The 24,273-nt window shown below is 66.2% G+C and carries 29 protein-coding genes and 1 pseudogene; 18 read left to right on the forward strand and 12 right to left on the reverse strand.

Translation table 11 applies throughout. The annotated features are described in order from the left end of the window. Positions 1-21: 21 nt before the first annotated feature. Positions 22-915, forward strand: a pseudogene (bla, locus tag Q9316_RS05995) (BKC/GPC family carbapenem-hydrolyzing class A beta-lactamase). 31 nt (positions 916-946) lie between these two features. Here the strand turns inward: bla and Q9316_RS06000 are convergent. Continuing rightward, positions 947-1,270, reverse strand: a complete 324-nt coding sequence (locus tag Q9316_RS06000) for an ArsR/SmtB family transcription factor (protein ID WP_306034320.1) — start codon at positions 1,268-1,270, stop codon at positions 947-949. A gap of 71 nt (positions 1,271-1,341) precedes the next feature. Here Q9316_RS06000 and Q9316_RS06005 point away from each other — a divergent pair, with 71 nt between their 5' ends. After that, on the forward strand, positions 1,342-1,830 hold the full coding sequence (locus tag Q9316_RS06005) for an SRPBCC domain-containing protein (RefSeq protein ID WP_306034321.1): 489 nt from the start codon (positions 1,342-1,344) through the stop codon (positions 1,828-1,830). A 9-nt stretch (positions 1,831-1,839) separates the two neighbouring features. Next, positions 1,840-2,202 (forward strand): hypothetical protein, encoded by a 363-nt coding sequence (locus Q9316_RS06010; RefSeq protein ID WP_306034322.1) that lies wholly within the window; start codon positions 1,840-1,842, stop codon positions 2,200-2,202. Between the two features lie 57 nt (positions 2,203-2,259). Here the strand turns inward: Q9316_RS06010 and Q9316_RS06015 are convergent, their stop codons facing one another. After that, the gene (locus Q9316_RS06015; protein ID WP_306034323.1) at positions 2,260-2,991 is read right to left on the reverse strand and encodes a L,D-transpeptidase; all 732 of its coding nucleotides are present in this window, start codon (positions 2,989-2,991) and stop codon (positions 2,260-2,262) included. A gap of 207 nt (positions 2,992-3,198) precedes the next feature. Here Q9316_RS06015 and recO point away from each other — a divergent pair, with 207 nt between their 5' ends. From recO to vapC, 7 genes are all read left to right on the forward strand, one after another. After that, positions 3,199-3,963 carry a DNA repair protein RecO gene (gene recO, locus Q9316_RS06020; RefSeq protein WP_306034324.1) on the forward strand — a complete coding sequence of 255 codons (765 nt, stop codon included), beginning with the start codon at positions 3,199-3,201 and terminating at the stop codon, positions 3,961-3,963. Then, positions 3,960-4,469: a PaaI family thioesterase gene (locus tag Q9316_RS06025; RefSeq protein WP_306034325.1), complete on the forward strand. Its 510-nt coding sequence runs from the start codon at positions 3,960-3,962 to the stop codon at positions 4,467-4,469. The genes recO and Q9316_RS06025 overlap by 4 nt, the downstream gene beginning before the upstream one ends. Before the next feature lie 96 nt (positions 4,470-4,565). Further along, on the forward strand, positions 4,566-7,397 hold the full coding sequence (locus Q9316_RS06030; RefSeq protein WP_306034326.1) for a DUF2339 domain-containing protein: 2,832 nt from the start codon (positions 4,566-4,568) through the stop codon (positions 7,395-7,397). A 36-nt stretch (positions 7,398-7,433) separates the two neighbouring features. Continuing rightward, a complete protein-coding gene (locus Q9316_RS06035; RefSeq protein ID WP_306034327.1) occupies positions 7,434-8,087 on the forward strand; it encodes an HD domain-containing protein in 654 nt (217 codons plus the stop codon). Between the two features lie 79 nt (positions 8,088-8,166). After that, positions 8,167-9,012 carry an MOSC domain-containing protein gene (locus Q9316_RS06040; RefSeq protein WP_306034328.1) on the forward strand — a complete coding sequence of 282 codons (846 nt, stop codon included), beginning with the start codon at positions 8,167-8,169 and terminating at the stop codon, positions 9,010-9,012. Positions 9,013-9,082: 70 nt separating this feature from the next. Next, on the forward strand, positions 9,083-9,316 hold the full coding sequence (gene vapB / locus Q9316_RS06045; RefSeq protein ID WP_306034329.1) for a type II toxin-antitoxin system VapB family antitoxin: 234 nt from the start codon (positions 9,083-9,085) through the stop codon (positions 9,314-9,316). Then, positions 9,316-9,714, forward strand: coding sequence for a type II toxin-antitoxin system tRNA(fMet)-specific endonuclease VapC (gene vapC, locus Q9316_RS06050; protein WP_306034330.1), 399 nt, complete (start codon positions 9,316-9,318; stop codon positions 9,712-9,714). The genes vapB and vapC overlap by 1 nt, the downstream gene beginning before the upstream one ends. A 61-nt stretch (positions 9,715-9,775) precedes the next feature. Here the strand turns inward: vapC and Q9316_RS06055 are convergent, their stop codons facing one another. Then, the gene (locus tag Q9316_RS06055) at positions 9,776-10,768 is read right to left on the reverse strand and encodes a magnesium transporter CorA family protein (protein WP_306034331.1); all 993 of its coding nucleotides are present in this window, start codon (positions 10,766-10,768) and stop codon (positions 9,776-9,778) included. A gap of 299 nt (positions 10,769-11,067) precedes the next feature. Here Q9316_RS06055 and Q9316_RS06060 point away from each other — a divergent pair, with 299 nt between their 5' ends. From Q9316_RS06060 to Q9316_RS06090, 7 genes are all read left to right on the forward strand, one after another. Beyond that, positions 11,068-12,303 (forward strand): MFS transporter, encoded by a 1,236-nt coding sequence (locus tag Q9316_RS06060; protein WP_306034332.1) that lies wholly within the window; start codon positions 11,068-11,070, stop codon positions 12,301-12,303. Between the two features lie 170 nt (positions 12,304-12,473). After that, on the forward strand, positions 12,474-13,553 hold the full coding sequence (gene nadA, locus Q9316_RS06065; protein ID WP_306034333.1) for a quinolinate synthase NadA: 1,080 nt from the start codon (positions 12,474-12,476) through the stop codon (positions 13,551-13,553). Between the two features lie 90 nt (positions 13,554-13,643). Further along, a complete protein-coding gene (locus Q9316_RS06070) occupies positions 13,644-15,242 on the forward strand; it encodes an L-aspartate oxidase (RefSeq protein ID WP_306034334.1) in 1,599 nt (532 codons plus the stop codon). Positions 15,243-15,302: 60 nt separating this feature from the next. Beyond that, positions 15,303-15,560 (forward strand): type II toxin-antitoxin system ParD family antitoxin, encoded by a 258-nt coding sequence (locus Q9316_RS06075; RefSeq protein WP_306034335.1) that lies wholly within the window; start codon positions 15,303-15,305, stop codon positions 15,558-15,560. After that, positions 15,557-15,925: a type II toxin-antitoxin system RelE/ParE family toxin gene (locus tag Q9316_RS06080; RefSeq protein WP_306034336.1), complete on the forward strand. Its 369-nt coding sequence runs from the start codon at positions 15,557-15,559 to the stop codon at positions 15,923-15,925. The genes Q9316_RS06075 and Q9316_RS06080 overlap by 4 nt, the downstream gene beginning before the upstream one ends. After that, positions 15,922-16,830 carry a carboxylating nicotinate-nucleotide diphosphorylase gene (nadC, locus tag Q9316_RS06085; protein ID WP_306034337.1) on the forward strand — a complete coding sequence of 303 codons (909 nt, stop codon included), beginning with the start codon at positions 15,922-15,924 and terminating at the stop codon, positions 16,828-16,830. Before Q9316_RS06080 ends, nadC begins: the two co-directional genes overlap by 4 nt. A gap of 167 nt (positions 16,831-16,997) precedes the next feature. Next, complete coding sequence (locus Q9316_RS06090) at positions 16,998-17,513, forward strand: superoxide dismutase family protein (RefSeq protein WP_306035226.1); 516 nt, start codon at positions 16,998-17,000, stop codon at positions 17,511-17,513. Between the two features lie 4 nt (positions 17,514-17,517). Here the strand turns inward: Q9316_RS06090 and Q9316_RS06095 are convergent, their stop codons facing one another. The 5 genes from Q9316_RS06095 to ygfZ all read right to left on the reverse strand — a co-directional run bounded on the left by Q9316_RS06095 (position 17,518) and on the right by ygfZ (position 21,407). Next, complete coding sequence (locus Q9316_RS06095; protein WP_306034338.1) at positions 17,518-18,354, reverse strand: mechanosensitive ion channel family protein; 837 nt, start codon at positions 18,352-18,354, stop codon at positions 17,518-17,520. A 77-nt stretch (positions 18,355-18,431) separates the two neighbouring features. Then, the gene (locus Q9316_RS06100) at positions 18,432-19,406 is read right to left on the reverse strand and encodes an NUDIX hydrolase (RefSeq protein WP_306035227.1); all 975 of its coding nucleotides are present in this window, start codon (positions 19,404-19,406) and stop codon (positions 18,432-18,434) included. Continuing rightward, the gene (locus tag Q9316_RS06105; RefSeq protein WP_306034339.1) at positions 19,406-19,933 is read right to left on the reverse strand and encodes a tyrosine phosphatase family protein; all 528 of its coding nucleotides are present in this window, start codon (positions 19,931-19,933) and stop codon (positions 19,406-19,408) included. The genes Q9316_RS06100 and Q9316_RS06105 overlap by 1 nt, the downstream gene beginning before the upstream one ends. 2 nt (positions 19,934-19,935) lie before the next feature. Further along, positions 19,936-20,517, reverse strand: a complete 582-nt coding sequence (locus Q9316_RS06110) for an HD family hydrolase (RefSeq protein WP_306035228.1) — start codon at positions 20,515-20,517, stop codon at positions 19,936-19,938. A 44-nt stretch (positions 20,518-20,561) separates the two neighbouring features. After that, positions 20,562-21,407, reverse strand: coding sequence for a CAF17-like 4Fe-4S cluster assembly/insertion protein YgfZ (ygfZ, locus tag Q9316_RS06115; RefSeq protein ID WP_306034340.1), 846 nt, complete (start codon positions 21,405-21,407; stop codon positions 20,562-20,564). Between the two features lie 181 nt (positions 21,408-21,588). On the opposite strand from ygfZ, the gene Q9316_RS06120 reads away from it, so the two are divergent. Then, entirely contained in the window at positions 21,589-22,194 is a 606-nt protein-coding gene (locus tag Q9316_RS06120; protein ID WP_306034341.1) for an amino acid transporter, read from the forward strand. Positions 22,195-22,196: 2 nt separating this feature from the next. Here Q9316_RS06120 and Q9316_RS06125 read toward each other — a convergent pair whose 3' ends face one another. From Q9316_RS06125 to Q9316_RS06140, 4 genes are all read right to left on the reverse strand, one after another. Beyond that, complete coding sequence (locus Q9316_RS06125) at positions 22,197-22,991, reverse strand: hypothetical protein (RefSeq protein ID WP_306034342.1); 795 nt, start codon at positions 22,989-22,991, stop codon at positions 22,197-22,199. 16 nt (positions 22,992-23,007) lie between these two features. Beyond that, entirely contained in the window at positions 23,008-23,265 is a 258-nt protein-coding gene (locus Q9316_RS06130; protein ID WP_306035229.1) for a hypothetical protein, read from the reverse strand. 104 nt (positions 23,266-23,369) lie between these two features. After that, positions 23,370-23,795, reverse strand: a complete 426-nt coding sequence (locus Q9316_RS06135; RefSeq protein WP_306034343.1) for a TIGR02301 family protein — start codon at positions 23,793-23,795, stop codon at positions 23,370-23,372. Beyond that, complete coding sequence (locus Q9316_RS06140) at positions 23,792-24,226, reverse strand: NUDIX hydrolase (RefSeq protein WP_306034344.1); 435 nt, start codon at positions 24,224-24,226, stop codon at positions 23,792-23,794. Before Q9316_RS06140 ends, Q9316_RS06135 begins: the two co-directional genes overlap by 4 nt. Positions 24,227-24,273: the final 47 nt, after the last annotated feature.

Consider the following 24,273-nt stretch of genomic DNA (forward strand, 5'->3'; position numbering starts at 1 on the left):
CCGACAGACAGGAAAATGCATATGACGATCACGATTTCACGCCGGCGGGCGATTGCCGGCGCTCTCCTTGCCGTTCCCGCGGTTTCCATGCTCGCCGGCGCCGCGCGTGCCTCGGGCGGTAGCGGGATGGAAAAGCGGCTGGCCGAACTGGAAGCGCGCCACGAGGGCCGCATCGGCGTTGCCATACATAATCTCGCCACCGGCGCACGGCTCGGCCACCGCGCGGACGAACGCTTCCTGATGTGCAGCACGTTCAAGGCCCTGCTGGCAGGCCACATCCTCGCCCGCGTGGACCGCGAGGAGGAAACGCTCGACCGGCGCATCGTCGTGAAGAAATCTGACATCGTCGAGTGGGCGCCGGCCGTCGAAAAGCGTGTGGGCGGCGATGGTATGTCGATCGCCGAACTCTGCGAGGCGACGGTCACGCTCAGCGACAACGCCGCCGCCAACCTTCTTCTGGCCGCCTCCGGCGGGCCGAAGGCCGTGACGGAATTCCTGCGCGGCCTGGGCGATGACGTGACGCGCCTGGACCGCACGGAGCCGGCGCTCAACTATCACGAGACGCCGGACGACGAGCGCGATACGACGACGCCCGTCGCCATGGCCGAGACGCTGCGTAAGCTGCTCTTTACCGACGCGCTTTCGCCGCGCTCCAAGGCGCAGCTCGCCGCCTGGCTGGTGATGAACAAGACGGGTGATGCCCGCCTTCGCGCCGGCTTCCCGGCCACATGGATGACGGGCGACAAGACCGGCACGAACGGCGACAAGGCCGGAAACGCCAACGATGTGGCCGTCGCCTAGTCGCCGGATCGCGGCGCGGTCGTCGTCACCGCCTTTTGCGAAATGCCCGGCATTTCCGGCGACGAGCGCAACGCCGTCATCGCCGAGATCGGCCGCATCGCCGCCGAGGTCTGATCCGCGCGGGCGCCGCCGGCAGGGCGGCGCCTCAGCCGTCCAGCCCGTCTTTCAGCGCCGAGAGCACGTTCATCGCATGGCCGGCATACTGGCTGATCCAGCGGTCGTGGATCGCCTGGATCGGCAGGGCGTTGAGATGGTTCCAGCGCTCGCGGCCCTCGCGGCGCGCAATGACGAGCTCTGCCTCTTCCAGCACCTTGAGGTGCTGCATGACCGTGCAGCGGTCCATTTCCGGGAATTTCTCGCACAGCGCGCCCGTCGTCAGAGGGGCGTGCCGGATCGCGTCCAGCATCTGCCGGCGTTTCCCGTTGGCGAGCGCCTTGAAGACGGCTTCCTCTTTCGATTCGCTTGACATGTTATGTTTTTATAACATATTTTATCCCAGTACAAGATCGAGGAGGGCGGTACGCCCCGAAGGAGGACGGCATGACGCTGGAATTTCGCGTGAACGGGAGAATCGGCAAGCCGGTCGCCGAAGTCTTCGATGCGGTGGTCAATCCGCAAAAGCTGAGCGGCTATTTCACGACGATCGGCGGCGCGAGTGCGCCGCTCGTCGAAGGCACGACGGTGACGTGGTGGGACATGGCTCCGGTCATCGTCGACAAGGTGGAGAAGGACGCCCTTATCGTCTTTCGCTGGGACGCCATGGTCGACGAAGGGGAGGAGCCCTACAAGACGCGCGTCGAGATGCACTTCAAGCCACTCGACGACGGCGGCACGATGGTGACCATCGGCGAGACCGGATGGCGCGAGAACGAGCGCGGCCAGAAATCCTCCTACATGAATTGCGAGGGCTGGTCGCAGATGCTCGCCTGCATGAAGGCCTATGTCGAATACGGCATCAACCTGCGCGAAGGCTATTACCCGAGCGAGCTCAAGGGCGTCGTCGCCGCTGAGCAGCAGGATTTCATCTAGGAGCGTGTCATGACAGCGAAGATCAAGGGCGGCATCAACATCGCCATGAAGGTGCCTTCGCACCAATACGAGGCGACCATCGCCTTCTACCGCGACGTCGTCGGCCTTGAACCGTTCGACGACAAGCCGCCGGCCAGGGGCTTCTTGCTCGGGCCGAACCGGCTGTGGATCGACGAGGCGCCGAACTACAGCCAGGCCGAGGTCTGGCTGGAGCTCTTCACGCCGGACCACAAGATTGCCCTCGGGCATCTGGAGCAGAACGGCGTCGTTCGCTGCGATGCCGTAGAGGATCTGGGCGAGGGCTTTCGCGGCGGATGGGTCATGAACCCGGCCAATATCGTGCACATGGTGCGCGAGCCGGATGCCTGGTAGCAAAGCAATTCCAGGAAAAATGCGAAGCGGTTTTCCGTCCGGAATTGCGTCGACAAACTAGATGGCCGCGGGCGGCGCGAAGCCGTCGACCGCGGCCATCGGCACGGCCTGATCGGCCGGCGTCTGGTGCTGCAGCACGACGACGCGGCTGCCGCTCGGCACGCGGCCGTAGAGGTCGATGATGTCCTGGTTGAACAGGCGGATGCAGCCGCTCGAAACCGCCTTGCCGATCGACCACGGCTCGGACGTGCCGTGGATGCGGAAGAGCGTGTCGTTGCCGCCCTGATAGAGATAGAGCGCGCGCGGACCGAGCGGATTGGTCAGGCCGGGCTCCATGCCGCCCGCCCATTTGAGGTTCCGTTCGGGCTCGCGCTTGATCATGTTGGGCGTCGGCGTCCAGCGCGGCCATTCCGCCTTGCGGCCGATGCGCGCCGCGCCCTCGAATTCCAGCCCCGCCTTGCCGACGCCGATGCCGTAGCGCATCGCCATGCCCGCGTCCTGCACGAGGTAGAGGAAGCGGTTCTGCGTGTCGATGACGATCGTGCCGACCGGCTCGGCCGTCTGGTAGGCGACAAGCTGGCGGAAATATTTCGGGTTCACCCGGCTGATGTCCATGGCCGGCAGCGGAAAGCGTTCCTCGGGATGCGGCCCGTACATCGCGACATGGAGGGGGGCGGGCCCCTTCTTCACCGGCTTTGCGGTGGTGGCGCAGCCGCCGAGCGTTGCGGCAAGGGCGAGGAAGGTGAGGGAGCGGAGAGCCGCAAAAGAGCGGGCGCGAGACACACACATGAGTTGGGCACCTGTCATTTCAAGTCTGCAATCTGGCTTTAAGAGCCTTTCGGCGCTTCTTTGAAGGCAAAGCGGGCGCGGGCAGGGCGAGAAAAAAGCGAAATTATGGCAAGGGCTTAGGTGTTGCCATCGGGCCACGCTTCCTTCCGCCGCATCGCGGCGTCACATCCGCTTGCAGCCGGAAGGCCGAGGGCGTAAGGCTTCACCATGCAATGGAGTGATGAGGCCATCGTTCTGGGCGTGCGGCGCCATGGCGAGACGTCGGTGATCGCCGAGGTGATGACGCGTGGGCGCGGGCGGCATCTCGGCATGGTCCGCGGCGGCCGCTCGCGCACCATGCAGCCGGTGCTCCAGCCGGGCAATTCCGTGGACGTGACCTGGCGGGCGCGGCTCGACGAACACCTCGGCGAATTCCGCGTCGAGCCGGTCGAATTGCGCGCCGGCCGTCTGATGGAGACGGCGACCGCCGTCTACGGCGTGCAGGCCATGGCCGCGCTGCTGCGTTTCCTGCCGGAGCGCGATCCGCACCCCCATCTCTACGAGGCGCTCTCCGTCATCCTCGACCACCTGCACGAGCCGGTGGATGCGGGCGAACTCTTCATCCGCTTCGAGCTTGCCGTGCTGAACGACCTCGGCTTCGGCCTCGACCTCCTCGAATGCGCCGCGACGGGCACGCGGGAAAACCTTTGCTTCGTCTCGCCGAAATCCGGCCGCGCCGTCTCGCGCGAGGCCGGAGGCCCCTGGGCGGACAAGATGCTGGCGCTGCCGGCCTTCCTCGGCGACGAGAGCCGGCACGCGGCCGATGCCGCCGCGCTTGCCGACGGGTTCCGGCTGACGGCCTTCTTCCTCAACCGGCATGTCTGCGAGCCGCGCGGACTGGAGCTTGCAAGCGCCCGCGAGGGCTTCGTGCAGGCGGCGCTGAAGGCGCTCGGCGTGCAGCGAGACGATCAACCGAAAGAGGCAAGTGCATGACGGTCGAAATCTATCCGGGGCTGACGGTCGGCGGCATCGGCACGCTGCCGTTCGACGTGGTAAAGCGCGACGGCGGGCTGAAGGTGCTCAAGGCCATGCTCGCCGGCGAGCTTCCCGCGCCGTCGATGGCAAAGACGCTTGCCTTCAGCATGACCGAGGTGGAAGAAGGCCGCGTCGTCTTCGCCGGCATGCCGTCGGCCGATCACCTCAATCCGCTCGGGACCGTGCATGGCGGCTGGACGGCGACGGTGATGGATTCGGCCCTCGGCTGCGCCGTCTTCTCGGTCATCAAGCCGGGCGAGGCCTATACGACCATCGAGTTCAAGCTGAACCTCGTGCGCCCCGTTCTGCCCGGCATGGGCGTGGTGTTCTGCGAGGGAAAGATCGTGCATCGCGGCCGCACCATCGCCACCTCCGAGGCGTGGCTGCGGGATGGAAACGGCAAGCTGCTCGCCCACGGCACGGAAACCTGCGCCATCTTCCCGATCGAAAATCTGACGCGCTGAGCGCCGAACAGATCGCCGTCCTGAAACGTAACCCCGTTTGGCGTTTGGAAAAAACCGGGTAGTCTCCCGCCCGGACAGTGCCGCTCTGGAGTCGCAATGCTGGAAATCCTCTCCCTGGTCGCCATCGGCCTGGCTCTCTACACCCTCAATGCCTCGAAAAACAGCGCGCAGAAGATCGGCGACGAGGTGATGCGCCTCAAGCGCGAGATCGAGGCGCTGAAGGCCGGCGGCGTGACGGTGCCCTCCGAGACGGCCACCGACGCCGTCGCCGAAACGGCCGAGGCTGCGGGCGAAGAGGCGGCCGCGACGCCGGTGCCGGAGGATTTCTCCAGCCCCTGGGCGGCGAAGGCCGACGAAGCCGAGACGGGCCGGGCGATCTTCGGTGGCGGCCCCGCCGTGCCGGCTGAGGCAGCGGCGAGCGAGACGGCGGAGGAGGCGGTTGCCGTTCCCGTCGCCGCGCCGGTCAAGCCGAAGGAAAGCTTCGAAAGCCGCATCGGCGCGCGCTGGGCCGTCTGGGTGGGCGGCATCGCGCTCGCGCTCGGCGGCATCTTCATGGTCAAGTATTCCATCGAGGCAGGCCTGCTGAGCCCGGCCGTGCGCCTGTCGCTCGCGGCGGTCTTCGGCCTCGTGCTGATGGCCGTCGGCGAGTTCGTGCGCCGCCGCACCCAGCCGCTCATCGCCAATGCCTTCCAGAACGCCATGATCCCCGGCGTGCTGACCGCGGCCGGCGCGATCACGCTCTTCGCCGTCACCTATGTCGCCCACGAATTCTACTTCTATCTCGGCGCGCCCGCTGCCTTCGCGCTTCTTGCCGCCGTTTCCTTCGCGACGATCGGCCTGTCGCTGCTGCACGGCCAGGCGCTCGCCGGCCTTGGCCTGCTGGCCTCGATGCTGACGCCCGCGCTGGTCTCGACCAGCGAGCCGAGCCCCTGGAGCCTCTTCGGCTTCCTCAGCGTCGCATGGCTCGCCACCTTCGCCGCCGCGCGCATCCGCCGCTGGCAGATCGTGCCGGCGCTCGCCAATGGCGGCATGCTGCTCTGGGTCGTGCTCTATCTCACGTCGGCGGAGAATGTCGAGGTGATGCCAGTGCTCCTGGCGATGCTCGTGCTGGCGCTCGGCCACGGCCTTGTCTGGCCGGGCAGCATCACGGCGGACGACATGCCGGCACCGTCCGAGGCGGCTCCCGTCGGTCCGCTCGACCGCCTGTTCGCCCCGCCGGCCTTCGCCGTCTCGCTGACCGGCGCGCTGGCCATGGCCTTCCCGGCGCTGCTGCTGGCAAGCAGCGTGCCCGAAATCACCTCCGCCGATTACGGTTTCGCTATCGTCGTCATGGCACTGGCGCTGATCGGCGCCCTGCGCGGCTGGGCGATCTACCCGGCCATCCTGTCGGCCGTCGCGGCGGTGGTCGGCACCGTTCAGTTGGTCGGCCTGCCGAGCGGCGGTCTGGTCGACACGTTCGGAACCCTCGCGCCGCCGGTGCTGGATGGCGCCGCCTCGCTTCCGGTCCCGGTCCTCGGCCCTGTCCCCGCCAACCTCCTGCTGGTGCTGGCCGTCGCTTATGCCTCCGTCGGCCTTGCGGCGGTGCGCCTGCGCCTCTCCGGCTCGGGCCTGTTCGGCGCGCTCTGGAGCCTGCTTGCGCCGGCCGTGCCGTTCGCGATCCTCGCCATCAGCTTCTTCAATTTCGGCAACCTCTCCTTCGACCTGAAGCACGGCCTCCTCGCCATCGCCTTCGGCCTTGCCTTCCTCGCTGCAGCGGAAGGCTTTTCGCGCGGACGCGGGGAGGAGGAGGGGCTCTTCGTCCCGCAATGGACCTTTGCGGCCGGTGGCTTCGCCTTCCTCGTCCTGGCGCTGCACGCCCTGACGGACGGGCTCGTCACCACGCTCGGCATCATGGTTCTCGGCACGGCCGCCGTCTTCGCGACCCGCGTCCGCAACTGGCCCGTGCTGCCCTGGCTGATGGCGGGCGCGGCAGCCGTCGTCGCCGGCCGCATCGCGTGGGAGCCCACCATCGTCGGCGCCGCGAACCTCTCGAAGACGCCGGTCTTCAACCAGCTTCTGGCCGGCTACGGCATTCCCGCGCTGCTGCTCGCGCTCTCGGCCTTCGAGCTGCGCCGCTGGCCGGGGGTACGCATCCGCAACCTGCTGCAGGCGCTCGCCAGCCTGTTCCTGCTGCTGACGGCGGCGATCCTCGTGCGCCACGGCATGAACGGCGGCGTGCTCGACAGTTCGGTGCCGACGCTCGGCGAGCAGGCGACCTATACGCTGCTGGTCATCGGCGCCTCGGCGATCATGATGTCGCTCGACCTGAAATCGCCGAGCCCCGTCTTCCGCTACGGTTCGATGGTGGTCGGCGGTCTCTCGGTGCTGTCGGTGCTGAGCGCGCATTTCATCGGCCTCAACCCCTATTTCACCGGCGAACTGCTCGGCAAATGGCCGTTCGTCGACCTGTTGCTCGTCGGCTACCTGCTGCCCGGCATCGCCTATGGCGGACTTGCCCTTTATGCGCGCGATCGGCGGCCGATGCCCTATGTCACCATGCTGGCCCTGACCGGCGTTGCGCTCGTCTTCGCCTGGTTCACGCTCTCCGTCCGCCGCTACTGGCACGGCGAGGGCATTGCCGACTGGAAGGGCTTCCTCCAGCCGGAGACCTACACCTATTCCGTCGTCTGGCTGCTGCTCGGCGTGCTGCTGCTCGCCATCGGCTCGAAGGTCGATTCCAAGAGCATCCGCCTTGCCTCGGCCGGCCTCGTGCTGATCGCCGTCGTCAAGGTCTTCCTGATCGACATGTCCAACCTCGAAGGCATCCTGCGTGCGCTCTCCTTCATCGGGCTCGGCGCGGTGCTGATCGGGATCGGCCTGTTCTACCAGAAGATCCTCTCCGGAAAATCCGGGACGGGCGAGAAGGCGGAATTGAACGCGCCGTCGTGACAGGCTAGGTCATGGGGGATCACTTTCGGATGGCCCATGTCCTTCACCTGCCTCGCCGCCGCCTTCTCGCCTCTTGCGGATCTCGCCGAACGCCTGCTGCCGCAGGCCTTCGCCGCCGATGACGGCTCGCATGACGCCGCCCATCTCATCCGCGTGTGGAAGAGCGCCCGGCGCATCCAGGCGGAGGAGGGCGGCGATGCGCGTGTGCTCGCCGCCGCCGTGCTGTTGCACGATTGCGTGTCGGTGGAGAAGAATTCGCCGCTACGCCGTGAGGCCTCGCGCCTTGCCGCCGAGAAGGCCGCAAGCCTGCTTGCCGCCGAAGGCTGGAACGCCGGGGATGTGGCGGCCGTCTCCCATGCCATCCTCACCCACAGCTTTTCCGCCAATATCGCGCCGGAAACGCTGGAGGCGAAGATATTGCAGGACGCCGACCGGCTCGACGCCATCGGCATGGTCGGTGCGGCGCGCTGCTTCTACATTGCCGGTCGCATGGGCAGCGGCCTCTACGATCCGCTCGATCCGCTTGCCGAAAACCGGCCGCTCGACGACAAGGCCTTCGCCATCGACCATTTCGAGGTCAAGCTGTTCAGGCTGGCGGATGGCTTCCAGACGGCGGCCGGCGCACGCATGGCCGGCGAGCGCACGCAGCGCCTGCGGGCGATCCGCGATATGCTTCTGGATGAAATCTGAAGAAAAACATGCTTCTGTGCCGCCGGATTGAATCGGTTCGGCAAAGCGTTGAATCGAAATTTCAGGAAAGGTCGCCCGCATGAAGGTCGAGGGTCTGAACATTCATCCGCTGAAGAGCGGCCGGGCCATTCCCGTCGAAAGCGCGACCGTGCGCCTCGATGGCTTCGCCGGCGACCGGCGTTTCATGGTCGTCGAACCCGACGGGCGCTTCATCACCCAGCGCGAGCTCCAGGCGCTTGCCCGCATCGAGGCGACGGCTGTCGGCGACAGCCTGCATCTCGAAATGGAGGGCAGCCAGCTCTTCGCCAGCTTCGAGCCCGAGGACCGGCTGGACGTGCTGATCTGGGACAGCCCGGTGAACGCCGCCGTGGCGGACGAAGCGGTGAACGACGTCCTGTCGGATTGGCTCGCACGCCCGGTCAAGCTCGTGCACATGGATGCGCTGGCGCAGCGGGCAGAAGGCGAGGAATGGGCCGGCAGCCCGGCCCCCGTCGGTTTTGCCGACGGTTTCCCGGTCCTCGTCACGACAACCGGCTCGCTTGCCGACCTCAACAGGACGCTGGTCGCCAAGGGGCAGGAGCCGGTCGGGATGGACCGTTTCCGCACCAATATCCTCGTTTCCTGCGATGAGCCCTGGGCAGAGGATTTCTGGGAGACGATCGAGATCAACGGCATCGTCTTCGATTTCGTCAAACCCTGCGCCCGCTGCATCATGACCACGCAGGACCAGACGACCGGCGAGCGCATCGGCGGAAACCCGATCCAGGGCCTTGCCGAAAAGCGCATGTCTGCCGACCGTCGCGTGCCGGGTGTGCTCTTCGGCTGGAACGCGGTGCCGCGCGGCGAGGGCGAGGTCCGCCTGGGCGACGCGGTGACCGTGACGAAGACGCGCGGCGAGCGCTGGCCGATGAAGGTTCGGGCCTAGGTCATTCTTGCTGTTTCCGGCTTCCGGCGCTATGTATATCCCAATGGGATATCACATTGGAGGATTGCGCATGGCCAATTCGACCGTTTTCACCAGCAACCGCAGCCAGGCCGTTCGCCTTCCCAAGGCTGTCGCCTTTCCGGCGGATGTGCATGCGGTCGAAATCATCCGGATCGGCCGCAGCCGTGTCATCGTTCCGCAAGGGCAGAGGTGGGACGATCTTTTCCTGAACGGACCGCGCGCCAGCGACGATTTCATGAGCGAGCGGGAGCAGCCGGCACCGGAGGAGCGCGAGTCCTTCTGATGCTGACCTACATGCTCGATACCAATATCTGCATCTACGTGATGAAGACCTATCCGCCGGCCGTGCGCGAGAAATTCAATGCGCTGGCCGAGCAGCTTTGCATATCGAGCATCACGCTCGGGGAGTTGCACTACGGCGCTGAGAAATCGGCCCGCCGCGCGGAAAACCTGACGGCGATCGAACATTTCGTGGCGCGCCTGGAGGTGCTGCCGTTTGCCGACAAGGCTGCCGCGCACTATGGCCAGGTCCGCGCGGAACTTGAACGGGCGGGCACGCCCTGCGGCCCCCACGACATGCAGATCGGCGGCCACGCCCGCAGCGAGGGCTTGATCGTCGTCACCAACAATCTCAGGGAATTCGCCCGCATGCCGGGCTTGAGGGCCGAAAACTGGCTGTGATCGGCCCTGGAGCATCCTGCGAACAGACGGAATCGCCTTATCGCAGGACGCTCCCGCGCTCTCAAACCCACCCGCGCCGCTTGAAGTAGAGGAAGGGCATCAGCGCCGAAAAGATCATCAGCCCGACCGCCCAGGGATAGCCGAAATGCCATTGCAACTCCGGCATGATCTCGAAGTTCATGCCGTAGGCGGAGGCGACCAGCGTCGGCGGCAGGAAGACCACCGAGGCGACGGTGAAGATCTTGATGATCTGGTTCTGCTCGAGATTGATCAGGCCAAGCGTCGCGTCGAGCAGGAAGTTGATCTTGCCCGAAAGGAACGCGGCGTGGTCGCCAAGCGAGACGGCGTCGCGCTGCACAAGCTTCACCAGCTGGCGCATTTCCTTGGACGGCCGGCGGGCCGGGCTTTCGACCGCCGCATGGTAGGCGACGAGGCGCGAGATGCTGACGAGGCTTTCGCGCACGCCGCTCAGGAAATCGCCCTTGCGGCCGAGCTGCTCGATCAGCGCCTCGAGGTCCCGCGTCTTCTTGGTGGAGGACGCTTTCTTGCCGCGGAAGACCTCGCGCGAAATGCCGTCGATCTCGTTGCCGAGCCGTTCCAGCACGTCCGCCATGCGGTCGATCACGGCCTCGATGAGGCCGAGCATGACGTCCTCGCCGGTCTCGTAGGAATGGCCGTTGCCGCGCAGCGCGCGGTGGCAGAAGGTGGCGAAGGGCTTTGCATCCGCATGGCGCACCGTCACCAGCGTCGGGCCGCGCAGGATGAAGGTGACCGGCATCTTGGCCGGCTCGTCGCCGTCGAGATTGCTGAGTGCCGTCATGGTCATGAAGGTCGCGCCGTCCTCCTGGTAGAGGCGTGCGGAGAGCTCGATGTCCTCCATTTCCTCGCGCGAGGGGATGGAAAGGTGCAGCGCCGCCTCGACATCCTTCGCCTCCTCGGGCGTCGGGTTCAGCAGGTCGTACCAGAGGGCAGGGGAAATCGCCTGCTCGATGGCCGGGTTGGAAATTTCGCGCAGGCAAAAGCGGTCAGCCTTGCGGGCATAGATCTGCAGCATGCTTCACTCCTTTGAGGGCGTTCTCGCCGTCCGGAGCGAAGCCAGGGCTTCTACCGGACAGGTCGCTCGATTGCTCTCGATAGTCGACTGTCGGGGTCCATTGATCTTATCCGGGTTGGGTTGGCGTCTTGTGACGCGCGGGGTGGACATGCGCCCAAAATCCTGCCGCGTCAAGCACATCCGGCAGTCTGATGAATCAGGACTTCCATCAATGCGGTTGATCGCTCGGTCAATTAAATTCGCTTTTGTTAATTGATGGCCGGGCGTAGGTTCCGGGCACAGAATCCCGGAGATACACCATGTCTGCCCCATCCGCCGTTGCGGCGCCCGCCGCCACCCGGCCCATGCCCTGGCTCATCATCCTCGCCGGCTCGCTGATCGCCGTTCTCACCTTCGGCCCGCGCTCGGCCATGGGCTTCTTCCAGCTTCCCATGCTGCAGGACACCGGCTGGGATCGTACGACATTCGGTCTAGCCATGGCGTTCCAGAACCTTGCCTGGGGCGTCAGCCAGCCGTTCTTCGGCGCCATCGCCGACAAGTTCGGCACCTGGCGCGTGCTGCTGATCTCCGGCCTCGTCTATGCGCTCGGCCTCTTCCTCATGTCGCTCGGCACCTCGCCACTCTGGCTGCACGTCGGCGGCGGCGTGCTGGTCGGCCTCGGCGTCGGCGCGGGTTCCTTCGGCATCCTGCTCTCCGCCTTCGCGCGGAACGTCACGCCGGACCAGCGCTCCATGGCCTTCGGCATCTGCACGGCCGCGGGGTCGGCAGGCATGTTCCTCTTTGCGCCGCTCTCGCAAGGTCTCATCAGCGCCTATGGCTGGTCCGACAGCCTCGTCTATCTCGGCATCCTGATGTTGGCCGTGCCGCTCATCGCCATTCCGCTGCGGGGCAATTCCTCCTCCGGCATCACCGCCGCGAGCGAGTACAAGCAGACGATCGGCGAGGCGCTGAAGGAAGCGCTCGGCCACCGCAGCTACCTGCTGCTGACCGCCGGCTTCTTCGTCTGCGGCTATCAGGTCGCCTTCATCACCGCGCATTTCCCGGCCTATCTCGGCGATCTCGGCATCGACGCGCGCTATGCCGTGATCGCGCTGGCGCTGATCGGCTTCTTCAACATCATCGGCTCGCTTGCCGCCGGCTTCATCGGCCAGCGTTACTCGAAACCCTATTTCCTCGCCTATATCTACATCGCCCGCTCGGTCGCCGTCTCGGCCTTCATCCTGCTGCCGAAGTCGCCCGCCTCGGTCATCATCTTCGCCATCGTCATGGGGTTGCTGTGGCTCTCCACGGTGCCGCCGACCAATGGCCTCGTCGCCATCATGTTCGGCACCAAGCACCTCGGCCTTCTCGGCGGCATCGTCTTCCTGTCGCACCAGGTCGGCTCGTTCCTCGGCGTCTGGATGGGCGGCTATCTCTACGACCATTTCGGCACCTACGATCCGGTGTGGTGGCTCGGTGTGGCGCTCGGCATCTTCGCGGCGATCGTGCACTGGCCGATCGAGGAAAAGGGCGTCGCCCGCCCGGCCATGGCCTGAACGAAAACCATTGCCGCCGCCCGAAGGAATTCGGGCGGCGCTTCTTGCAAACCGTCACAAAAGTTTCTAAATCTGAACCACCGGCCAATGCCGGTTTTGTTTTACAGCTATTATGCTCAAAGTGAGCAAAATGGCGAAGCCACCGGAGACTGGTGGAGGAGGAGGGTTCCATGACCGTTCTGGCCCAGCATGCGGCGGCAGCCGAAGCCGCCGGTCCGCTCACCGCCGCGGAGCGCTTCGGCGTCATCGAGAAGCCGGACCTCACCTTTACGCCCGAGATCGCCCGCGAGACCGAACACCTCTACGAGAAGGTGAAACAGTTCATTCCCGCCTTCGAATGGCCGGTCTATGCGCCCTATGTCGCCGCCATCAACCGGTTGAAGAAGGAGCGCGGCGCGGTCATCCTCGCGCACAATTACCAGACGCCGGAAATCTTCCATTGCGTCGCCGACATCGTCGGCGATTCGCTGCAGCTCGCGCGCGACGCCACCAAGGTGGATGCCGAGATCATCATCCAGTGCGGCGTGCATTTCATGGCCGAGACCTCGAAGCTGCTGAACCCGGAAAAGACCGTGCTGATCCCGGATTCGCGGGCCGGCTGCTCGCTGTCGGATTCGATCACCGGCGCGGACGTGCGCCTCCTCAAGCAGCGTTATCCCGGCGTGCCGGTCGTCACCTACGTCAACACCTCGGCCGACGTGAAGGCGGAGACGGACATCTGCTGCACCTCGTCCAACGTGCTGGCGGTGATCGAGAGCCTGGAGAGCGACACGGTCCTCTGCATCCCCGACGAATATCTCGCGATGAACGTCGCCAAGCAGACGAACAAGAAAATCCTCACCTGGAAGGGCCATTGCGAGGTGCACGAGCGCTTCACGGCATCCGAGCTGCTGTCCTACAAGGAAGCCCATCCCGGCATCGAGATCATCGGCCATCCGGAGTGCCACCCGGATGTCATCGCCGTCTGCGATTTCGCCGGCTCCACCTCGGGCATGATCAACTATGTGAAGGACCACCGTCCCTCGCGGGTGCTGCTCGTCACCGAATGCTCCATGGCCTCCAACATCCAGGCCGAGCTGCCGGGCGTCGATTTCGTCAAGCCGTGCAATCTCTGTCCGCACATGAAGCGCATCACGCTGCCGAAGATCCTCGACAGCCTGGTGAGCATGACGGAAGAGGTTGTGGTCGATCCGGCGATCGCCGATCGCGCCCGCCTCGCCGTCGAGCGGATGGTGAACCTGAAGCAGTAGGCCGTCCTCCGCTCCGGAGGGAAAGGGGCGCGAATGCCCCGCGGTCAGTCTCCCGCAAGGGAGCGCAGCGGCGCGTCGGAGGATAGACACATGCCCATTGATAGTTTCCGCCCGCAATCCTGGAACGGCATCGACGATATCGTCATCGTCGGCGGCGGTCTTGCCGGCCTTTTCTGCGCGCTGAAGCTCGCGCCGCGTCCGGTGACCATCCTTGCGGCGGCCCCCATCGGGCAGGGCGCCTCCTCGGCCTGGGCGCAAGGCGGCATCGCGGCGGCCATGAGCCCGGGCGATACGTTCGAAAAGCATGTCGCCGACACGCTGGAAGCCGGCGCCGGCATCGTCGATGAAAAGATGGCGCGCTTCATGGTCTCCGAAGGCCCGGCGCGGATCCATGACCTGCTCGAATACGGCGTGCCCTTCGACCGCGACCTCGAAGGCAAGCTGCTGCTCTCGCGCGAGGCCGCCCATTCGGAGCGCCGCATCGTGCGCGTCAAGGGCGACATGGCCGGCAAGGCCATCATGGAGGCGCTGATCGCGGCCGTGCGCAACACGCCGTCGATCCGCGTGCTGGAAGGCTATGTCGTCGAGGAACTGGTGCGCGAGGGCCGCTTCATCTCGGGCGTCGTCGCAAGGCCGGATGCCGGCCAGTCGAAGAACCGCGTGCATTTCCCGGCCCGCGCCGTGGTGCTGTGCTCGGGCGGCGTCGGCCACCTCTTCGCCGTCACCACCAATCCGTGGGAGGCCTGCGGCCAGGGCGTCGGCATGGCGGCCCGCGCCGGCGCGATCATCGCGGACCCGGAATTCGTTCAATTCCACCCGACCGCCATCAATATCGGCCGCGACCCCGCGCCGCTCGCCACCGAGGCCCTGCGCGGCGACGGCGCGCATCTGGTCAATGCCGCCGGCAAGCGCTTCATGCTCGATATCCACGAGGATGGCGAGCTTGCGCCGCGCGACATCGTCTCGCGCGGCGTCTTCGCCGAAGTGCGGGCCGGCCGCGGCGCTTTCCTCGACTGCACCAAGGCGGTCGGCAAGCATTTCCCGGACATGTTCCCGACGGTCTACGCATCCTGCATGGCCGCCGGCATCGATCCCGTCACCCGGCCGATCCCCGTCGTCCCCGCCGTGCACTACCACATGGGCGGCGTGCTGACGGATGCCGAGGGGCGCACCTCGATCGACGGTCTCTGGGCCGCCGGGGAGGTCACCTCCACGGGCGTGCACGGCGCCAACCGCCTTGCCTCCAACTCGCTGCTGGAAGCCGTCGTCTTCGCCGCGCGCATCGCGGAGAACATCAAGGGCATGCTGCCGGAACCCAAGACCAACGACTGGGGCAAGAATGCCGGCGAGAGCGACGACCTCGTGACCATCGAGGACAGCCCTGCGCTCACCCGCCTGCGCCGCGTCATGAGCGACCATGTCGGCGTCATCCGCACCCGCGAGGGCCTTGCCGCCGCGATCCGCGAGATCGCGACGCTGGAACGCGAGAACAGCCGCATGCGCTTCCACAACATCGTCACCACGGCAAAGCTGATCGCGACGAGCGCTTACCTGCGCGAAGAAAGCCGCGGCGGCCATTTCCGCTCCGATTTTCCCGAGCAGAAGGCGAACTGGAAACACCGTACCTTCCTGACCCTTTCCGACGCGGAAATGGTGGTGGCGAACCTCTCGGAGACGGCGGCGGCGTAAGGGTTGGCAAAAATTGACAACCTTGATGCCGGTGCTAGAATTGCACGAGAGGATCGCGCCATGCCGACGTTGAATGTAAGCCTGACATCGGAATTTGCCGATTTCATCGAGGATGCCGTCGCGAGCGGCTCCTACGTGTCGGCGAGCGAAGTCGTGCGCGACGCGCTTCGCATGATGCGCCAGGAGCAGGAGAGGGAGGCGACAAAGCTCGCCTTGCTGCGCGAGGCGGTCGATACGGGTTTCGCACAATCCGAGCGGGGCGCGTTTTCCGACCGGTCCGTCAGCGATATCTTCGCCGCGGCCGTTCGTGAAAAATGATTGTCCGGCTGACGCGGGAGGCGGAACGCGACCTTGCCGAAATCGCGCGCCATACGGTGGCGACGTTCGGAGCCGACCAGGCGATGCGCTATGCCGCGCTGATCGAGCATGCGCTCGCCCTTCTGGCCGAAAATCCCGGCCGGCCGGCATCACGCGCGCGCGATGAGCTGCGTCCGGGCGTAAGGTCCATGCATCTTTCCCGTGCGGCGGCCAGGCGTCACGCCGCGTCCCATGTCCTCTACTATCATCTTGTAGCGGATGCGGAGGGCGAACAGGACATCGTCATCCTCCGCGTCCTGCATGAACGCATGGAGCCGTTGAAGCGGCTCGTCGACAACAGTCCCGAGAAGGATTCGCAGCCATGACCACTCCCTATCTCCCCGTGCTTTCTCCCCTGATGGTGGAAGAGCAGGTGCGTGCGGCGCTTTCCGAGGATCTCGGCCGGGCGGGCGATATCACCAGCCAGGCGACGATCGCGCCGGACATGGTGGCGAAGGCCGAGTTGAACGCGCGCGAAAATGGCGTCGTCGCCGGCCTCGATCTCGCCCGCGAGGCCTTCCGGCTGATGGACCCGTCGATCCGTTTCGAGGCCTTCGTCAAGGATGGTGACGCGCTCGTTCCCGGCGCGGTGATCGCAAGCGTTTCCGGGCCCGCGCGCGCGGTGCTTTCGGCCGAGCGGGTGGCACTCAATTTCCTCATGCATCTGTGCGGCGTCGCGACCCATACGGCGCACTTTGCGGCGGAAATCGCCCATACGCCTGCCAAGGTCTGTTGCACCCGCAAGACCATTCCCGGCCTTCGGGCACTGGAAAAATACGCGGTGCGCATGGGCGGCGGCTCGTCGCACCGCTACGGCCTCGACGATGCGATCCTCATCAAGGACAATCATATCGCCGTTGCCGGCGGCGTCGCCGGGGCCATCCGGGCGGCGCGCGCCTTTGCCGGCCATCTCGTCAAGGTCGAGGTGGAGGTGACGACGCTGGAAGAGCTCGAAGAGGCGCTGGAGGCGCAGCCGGACGTCATCCTGCTCGACAATATGGGGCCGGAACTGCTGCGCCGCGCCGTCGAGATCAACCGGGACTGCGCCGGCCTCACCGACGCCGCCTATGCCGGCGATCCGCGCCGCGTGAAGCTCGAAGCCTCCGGCAATGTGAACCTCAAGACCATCCGCGCCATCGCCGAGACCGGCGTCGACTACATCTCGACGTCAAAGATCACCATGGCTGCGCCGACGCTCGACATCGGGCTCGATGTCGTCGTGAGCCGATAGAGTTTGTCAGGGAAAAGCGGGAACCGGTTTTCCCGAAAAGACAAACGAAAACAAGAAAGGCTATCGTCTGTTTGGTTCGGAATGAACCTGACAGACTGTAGTGGGGAACACCCCATCGCACGGTGCGTTCCGGTTTCATGAGCAATCAACCGGAAGGATGCATCATGTTGAAGATCGTTGCGCTCGCCGCGGCAGGCGCCCTTGTGGCGGCCGGCGCCCCCACCATGGCCCAGCAGGCGAAGGACACGGCGCAGGCCAATTTCATCGACCGTTCCGGCACGGAAAACGGCCGCGCGACCATTACCGCCGGCCGCGACGGCGTGCTGTTCGAGGTGGAGGTTTCCGGGTTGCAGCCCCGCAAATGGGTGGCGCTCCACATCCATGAGAACGGCAGGTGCGACCATGCGGGCGGCCACGATTCGGCCGGCGGGCATTTCAATCCTGACGGCAAGGAACACGGCTTTGCCGCCGCGAACGGCCCGCATGCCGGCGACCTGCCGAACCAGTATGTCGCGGAAGACGGCGTGATGCGCGCTCAGGTCTACACGACGATGGTGCGGCTCGACGATGCCGAGAGCGGCATTCGCGGCCGGGCGCTCGTGGTTCATGCAGGTTCCGACGACTATCGCACCGATCCGGCCGGCGGCGCGGGCGATAGGCTCGCCTGCGCCGTGATCAAGTAAGCGGCTACTCGGCCGGGGCCGCGTCAGGCTCCGGCCCGTTCGGCGTGAGCTGCTGGCCGAAGGCGATGCGCACGCGGCGGTTCATCTCCCGTGTGGTCTTGAACCATTTGGGCGTCGAGACCCAGTAGCGCAGCATCAGCACGGCGGAGCTTTCTTCCAGGCTGTCGACATAGACCTTCGGCGGCGGCACGGATTCGATCATCGGGTCCTCGCGGGCGATGGCCAGCAGACGGTCGATCTCGTCGTCGATGTCCCGGTCGCTTGGGATATTCACCTTGAGATCGTGCTTGCGCGTGCGCTCCCGGCTGTAGTTGGTAACGGGCGTGTTCCACAGCGTCGAGTTCGGTGCCAGGCGATAGAGCCCGTCGCTGGACTTCAGCTCCGTGGCGAAGAGGCCGACCTCGGTGATCGTGCCGGAAACCTCCTTCGTCTCGATATATTCGCCGACCCGGAAGGGGCGCAGCACGAGCAGCATGATGCCGGCGGCGATGTTCTGCAGCGTGCCTTGCAGCGCAAGGCCGATGGCAAGGCCGGCGGCGCCGAGGGCGGCGATGATCGAGGCGGTCTGCACGCCGAACTGGCCGAGCACCGTCACGAAGACGAGCACGAGCACCGCATAGCGCAGGATGTTCGCGAAGAAATGCGCGAGCGTCATGTCTATGCCGCGCACATGCGATAGCCCGGAAAGCGCCCAGCGATGCATCAGCCGCGAGAGGAACCAGCCGAGCAGGAGCAGCACCAGCGCGCCGAGGATCGAGAATGAATATTGCACGGCGAGCGCGCTCGCCTGCATGAGCGCCGCGCGCGTCGCGACGATGATGTCGGTGGCCTGTTGTTCCATGGATCCTTTCCCCGTCGTTGACGTCGATTGGGGAATGGCACGGGCGCGGAGAAGTTCCAGCGGTTCTCCGCGCGCGTCTACCGCATGCCGACCTTGAGGCCCGGGGCCGGGCGCTCTTCCAGGATGCGGCGGCGGAAGCGGAAGAGGGCGGCGGGGCGCCCGCCGGTGGCGGCGGTGGAGCCGCCGGTCGGCTCGACGAGCTCGGCGCCTTCGACGAGCCGGCGGAAGTTCTGCTTGTGCAGGTGGCGGCCGGAAATGGCCTCCACGGTCGCCTGCAGTTCGGTGAGCGTGAATTCCGGCGCCATCAGCTCGAAGATGACGGGACGGTATTTGATCTTGCCGCGCAGCCGCGCCATGGCGGTGGCGACGATGCGACGGTGGTCGTGCTGCATGGCGGCGCCCGGCGAGGCCTGGCAGGGGCGGGCGCGGCCGTCCGTCACCGCCTCCTCGGCAAGGCCCGCCTCGTAGAGCAGTTCGTAGCGCTCCAGCACGCGCTCCTCGTCCCAGGGGAAATCGTCGAGGCCGAAGGCGAGGCGCATGCGGGTGAGCGGCAGCGGCGTCTGGTTGACGCGGTCCTCGGCCGGTGTCTCCGCGGCCCAGCGCTTCAGGGCGGGCAGGATCAATTGGTCGATCACCGCCGGGCGGCCCTGCCGCCAGTCCTCCCAGGGCAGATAGGCGTACCAGTCGCGCCAGCGCGCGCCGGCCTCCGCCAGCCGCTCGTTCGCCTCGGCGTCGGTGCGGGTGAGCGCGAGATAGCCGACCGAGACCATGTGGGTGCCGGCCTCGTCCGGCAGTTTCTGGCGGCCGCGGTCGCCGAAGGTGTAGAGCTGTTCGATATAGCCGAGCTTCAGCGCCGTCTGCGCCTCCACGCTGGCGCGCAGGCTCGTCTCGAAGGTGCGGTGCTGTTGCGGATCGAACGGGCCGAATGGCAGGGCATCGCGGGCATTGCCGCCGTCGCCGCCGATGGCAAGGATGCAGGGGCTGCGGCCGGAGATCGCGACGACCGCCGCATTGAGGCCGATTTCGACCGGCGGGCGGGCTCGGGCCTGCATCATGGCCGCACCGGCGCCGCGGAAAAGCAAAAGGGGCTGTCGCCGAAATAGTCCGCCCCGCGGCCGATGCCCTTCACGGCGGCCACGAGCCGTCCGTTGCGGCCCAGCACATGATCGCCGATCTCGATCAGCCGCGCATTCGGCGTCGCCTGCACGGAAGCGGCGCGCAGGCGCTGCGCGAGTTCATGCTCGTCCTGCTCCGGCTCCACGGCGAGCGCGGCCAGCAAGGCGGCGGCGGGCGAGCGGGAGACGCCCATCATGCAATGGACGAGCAGCGGCGCCTGCCGGTCCCAGCTTCTCGCGAAGCCGATGATGGCCGCCACATGCTCCTCGCCGGGGGCGACGAGCTTGCCGGTGCCGGCAAAGGCGATGTCATTGACGCCGAGGATCAGGTGGCGCTCGGCGGCGATCACCGCGGGGCGGTGAAAACCCTGTTTCGGCGCCACGAGGCTCAGCATCTCGCGACAGCGATGGCGGACGGCGAGCTCCGCGATCTTTCCAAGCGGGGCGACGACGATCGTACCCATCGTCACACCGCCGCGGCGAGGGGGCCGCGCTCGCGTTCCAGCGCCTCGAAACGCTCGGCAAAGCGCCGCTGCGCCTCGACGGCGGGAAGCGGCGCGATGTCGATCATCTCGACGGTGATGCCGCGCGGCGCGCCGAAGAATTTCGTCGCCTCGGCATGGGAGAAACCGGCAAGCTCCGTCGCCTCGAAGAAAGCGGCGACCTGGTCGGCCTTCTTGATCTTCGCCTTCAGGCCGGCGGGCGTGGCCGGCGGCAGGCCGAAGCGCAGGTGCACCGCCGCCTCCAGCCGCTTCTCCACCGTCTTGTAGCCGCCGCCGACCACCGCCTTGAAGGGCGAGATCATGTCGCCGATCACGTATTCCGGCGCGTCGTGCAGCAAGGCCATCAGGCATTCGCCGGCGTCGCAGCGGTTCTGCTGGCGGAAGATCGTCTCGACGACCAGCGAATGCTGCGCCACCGAGAAGGCATGGTCGCCGTCGGTCTGGCCGTTCCAGCGCGCGACACGGGCAAGGCCATGCGCGATGTCGGAAAGCTCGATGTCGAGCGGCGAGGGATTGAGCAGGTCGAGGCGGCGGCCGGACAGCATGCGCTGCCACGCGCGGGGCTCCGTCTTCGCTCGCACGGCTCCGCTCATTGCGCCGACACCTCGGAGGTGTCCGCAGCGAAGGTCAGGCCGGTCCAGGCGGGAAGTTCGACGGTGACGGGCGCGCCCGCCGCGGTGATCGGCGTGCCGCCATTAATGGCGTCGGCCGCCCGGTCGATGCGCACGATGGCAAGGCCGAGCGGGCCGGAAACGCTGCCGAGCGTGCCGATCGGCTTGCCGCCGGCAAGAAGCTCGGTGCCGGTCGCGGGCAGGTCGGCCTCGCCCCTGACGATGACCGGGCGGCGGCGCGCGGTGCTGCGGTGATGCATGCGGGAGACCACCTCCTGCCCGACATAGCAGCCCTTGCGGAAGGAAAGCCCGCCGCTGAGATCGAGCAGCACATCATGCGGAAAGGCATCGGAAAGCGCGTAGTCATGGCCGGATTCGGGAATGCCCGCGCCGATGCGCAGCGCCTCGTAGAGCGCAGGATCGTCGCTGCCGCCGTTCCCCGGCGTGCGGGAGAGCGCGATGCCGGCCTTGGCGAAACGGCCGTCGCGCGCCGCCTCCGCTTCCGCACCGTCCCATGCGATCGTCACCGTATCGCCCTCGGCAAGGCCGAGATCGACCGCGGCACGCAGCTTGTACATGGTCAGGCGCTTCAGCAGCGCATCACGCTGGCCTTCCGTCGTCTCGATCAGGAAGGCGTCCGCGCCGTCGCGGCGGATCAGGAAATCGAAGAGGACCTTTCCCTGCGGCGTCAGCAGCGCGCCGGGACGGATCTCGCCTTGCGGCAGGTCGGGCAGGTTGGTGGTGATCAGCGATTGCAGGAAGGTCTCGGCGTCCTTGCCGGATATGTGGAGGAAGGCGCGGCCGGAAAGCGTGACGGAAGGCATGATTCGATCCAGATTTCTCGCGCGCCGGCATCGTGATTCTTCGAGTCCGGCGCAGGCGGTGCACGATCGCACCTGTTGAAACAGAAGTAGAACGGCCCGGCGCCTTTCGCAAGGTCGCGGGGCCTTGTCCGGCGCTTCGGGATGGTTATGAAGACGCCTGATCAATAGGAACGATGACGTCATGAGCGCTTTGCCGACGCTTCCCCACGATGCATGGTCCGCCTGGCACCCGCAGGAGCTTGCGAACCGGCTCGCAGCCGTCGTGCGGCCGTGGTGCGTTGTCGGCGGCTGGGCGCTGGATCTTTGGCATGGCGAGGAGACGCGGCCGCACGAGGATCTTGAATTCACCATCCTGCGCGGCGATTTCGCCCTGTTCCGCGCCGCCTTGTCCGGCCTGCGGCTCCATGCGGTCGGCGACGGCCACGTCGAACCGCTCGGGGTGGGTGAGGCGCCGCCCGCCGATAAAGCGCAGGTCTGGTGCGAGGACGTCGCGGCGGCATGCTGGCGCGTCGACATGATGCTGGAGGGCGGCACGCCCGAGACCTGGGTCTACAAGCGCGACCCGGCGATCCGCCGGCCGCGCGGCGAGGTCGTGCATGTGACGGAGGGCGGCATTCCCTATCTCGCGCCGGAAGCCATCCTGCTGTTCAAGGCGAAATACCGGCGCGACAAGGACGAGGCGGATTTTTCCCGCGCGCTGCCCAAGCTCGACGCAGCGCAGCGGCGCTGGCTCGGGGCCTGCATCGCCAGGGCCCATCCCGGCCATGCCTGGCTGGAGGCGCTATAGGCTCATTCGCCGGTGAGGAAGAATTTCCACTGGCCATCGGGCGTGATGCCGACGCGGTAGAAATTGTAGCTGCCGAATTCCTGCATTTCGGCGAAATCGCCGGCGGTGACGATGCGCAGCAGTTCCACCTTTTCCGGCGGCGTGAGGCCGGCGAGCGGCTTTTCGGTGAAATAGGGCCAGACATACATCTCGTCCGCCGTGCCCTTGCCGACATGCGCGAAGCCCGTCGCAAGCACGTCGAGCAGGATCGCGAGCACCTCGATGCCCTCCGCATCGCCGGACTGGCCTTTCAGCGTCTCGACCGGCCCTTCCTCGCTCTCCACCAGCGAGACCTGCGTCTCGGTCATCCCCTTGCCGAGCAGGGGACGCAGGCGCTCGATATCGCCGGAGGCCGCGGCCTCGACGATGAGCTGGCGCATGCGGCGCACCGGCTCGGGCGCCTTTTCGATATCGTAGAATATCTCGGCCGGCACCTCCGGCTCTTCCACCGCCTTGTCGTCCGTGACGGCGGGGTCCTCGCCTGATGGCTCCGTCACCGACTGGTCCCTGCGAATCAGCGGATCGGGCATCGGCAGTTCGAGCGGGCCGATTTCCTGCTCCTGTTCCGGCTCTTCTTCCACAGGCGGCGACTTCTCGCCCTCGGCGGGCTGCTGCTGAACCTGGCCCTGCTCGTTCTTCAAGCCGCTGAGCGCAAAGGCGGGGCGCAGCGGCGCGGTGAGCGCCGTCGTCCCGAAAAGCACCGACAATACGATGAGGCTGCTGCGAAACAGCTTTTTGCCGTCAGCCGACGTCTGCATGACCTGTCTTTCCAGCCTATTGCAGGATGCGCCCGGGGGAGAATTCTCCAGCCAGCATGCGCTCGCGCAGCGATTCGAGCATCGCTTCTGCGCCTTTTTCGCCCTGGACGCGAATCGTCTCGCGCAGGGCAAGCGCGATCGCGGCGTCGGCGATGATTTCCGGTTCGATGCCGTCAGCCATTCCGTCGGCCCAGGCTTCGTTCTGGTATTCCAGAGCGGCCTGCATCTTCTCGTGCACGATCATCTCGTCGATATCGTTGAGAGTAGGTTCCATCAATCGGTCCATGCGCGGCATTCAGTTCTTACTGCACTGTTAACGACCTTAGCAGCCTTTTCCCAAAACGGCACTGGCTCCCGCGAAAACAGGTTAATTAAACACTAATTTCCGAAGCGTGCGGTAATTTCTGTGGCAAGTGTTGCACCTTCGTTACGGTATCTCTCTTCTGCGACAACCGCCGAGTCGGTGCAAGCCGTGTAGATGGCGGCGAAGGAGCGATATCCACGGTTGAACGCCGCCGTCAGCTTTTCCTGCCGCTTCGGCTCGTTCGCCGCTTCGAGCTCGATCAGCCGCTGCATCGAGGCGCGCCAGTTGTCCTCCGCCTTGTCCATGCAAAGGTTGCGCAGGTAGTGCACGGCGCCGACGATCTCGGAAAGGCGCTCCAGCCGCTCGTCATAGGGGGCGGGCTTCTCCTCGACGGCGGGGGTCGGCGGCGTTTCCTTGGCCTTGTCGCCCTTCGCCTGCTGGGCGAGGGCGGGTGCGGCGAAGGCGAGCGCGAGGAGGAGGGCGAGCCGAATCACCTTCATGCGCCGCGCCCCGTCCGCTCCGCTTCCAGCCGGAGGATGCATTCGCGCACGCTGTCGGGGGCGGGCATTTTCTCGATCTGCGCCGCCGTGTACCAGCCGACGCTCGCCGCATCGTCGGAGGCGACCGCGACGGCCATCGGATCCGCCTTCACCTTGAACACGGAGAGAAAGAAGGAGGGGCTGCCGGGACCGTCTTCGCGGCCGGGCAGGTCGTAGGTGGCAAAAAGCATCGGCTTTTCGCCCTGAATGCCGGTTTCCTCGAGAAGTTCGCGGATCGCCGTTTCGGCCGGCGTCTCGCCCTCTTCGCCGCGCCCGCCTGGAAAAGCATACATGGCATCCGACGGCGGCTTGCTGCGCAACACGAGCAGGTAGCGCCCGTCACGCTCGATAATGGCGGAGGAGGCAGGCTGGGGCTTCTTCGACTTCTTCATCGCTGTCCGGTTCGATTGCGCTTCATTGACCCCTTATAGGCAAAGTG

This window comes from Shinella zoogloeoides, assembly GCF_030733845.1.
GTDB classification, from domain to species: Bacteria; Pseudomonadota; Alphaproteobacteria; order Rhizobiales; family Rhizobiaceae; genus Shinella; species Shinella zoogloeoides_C.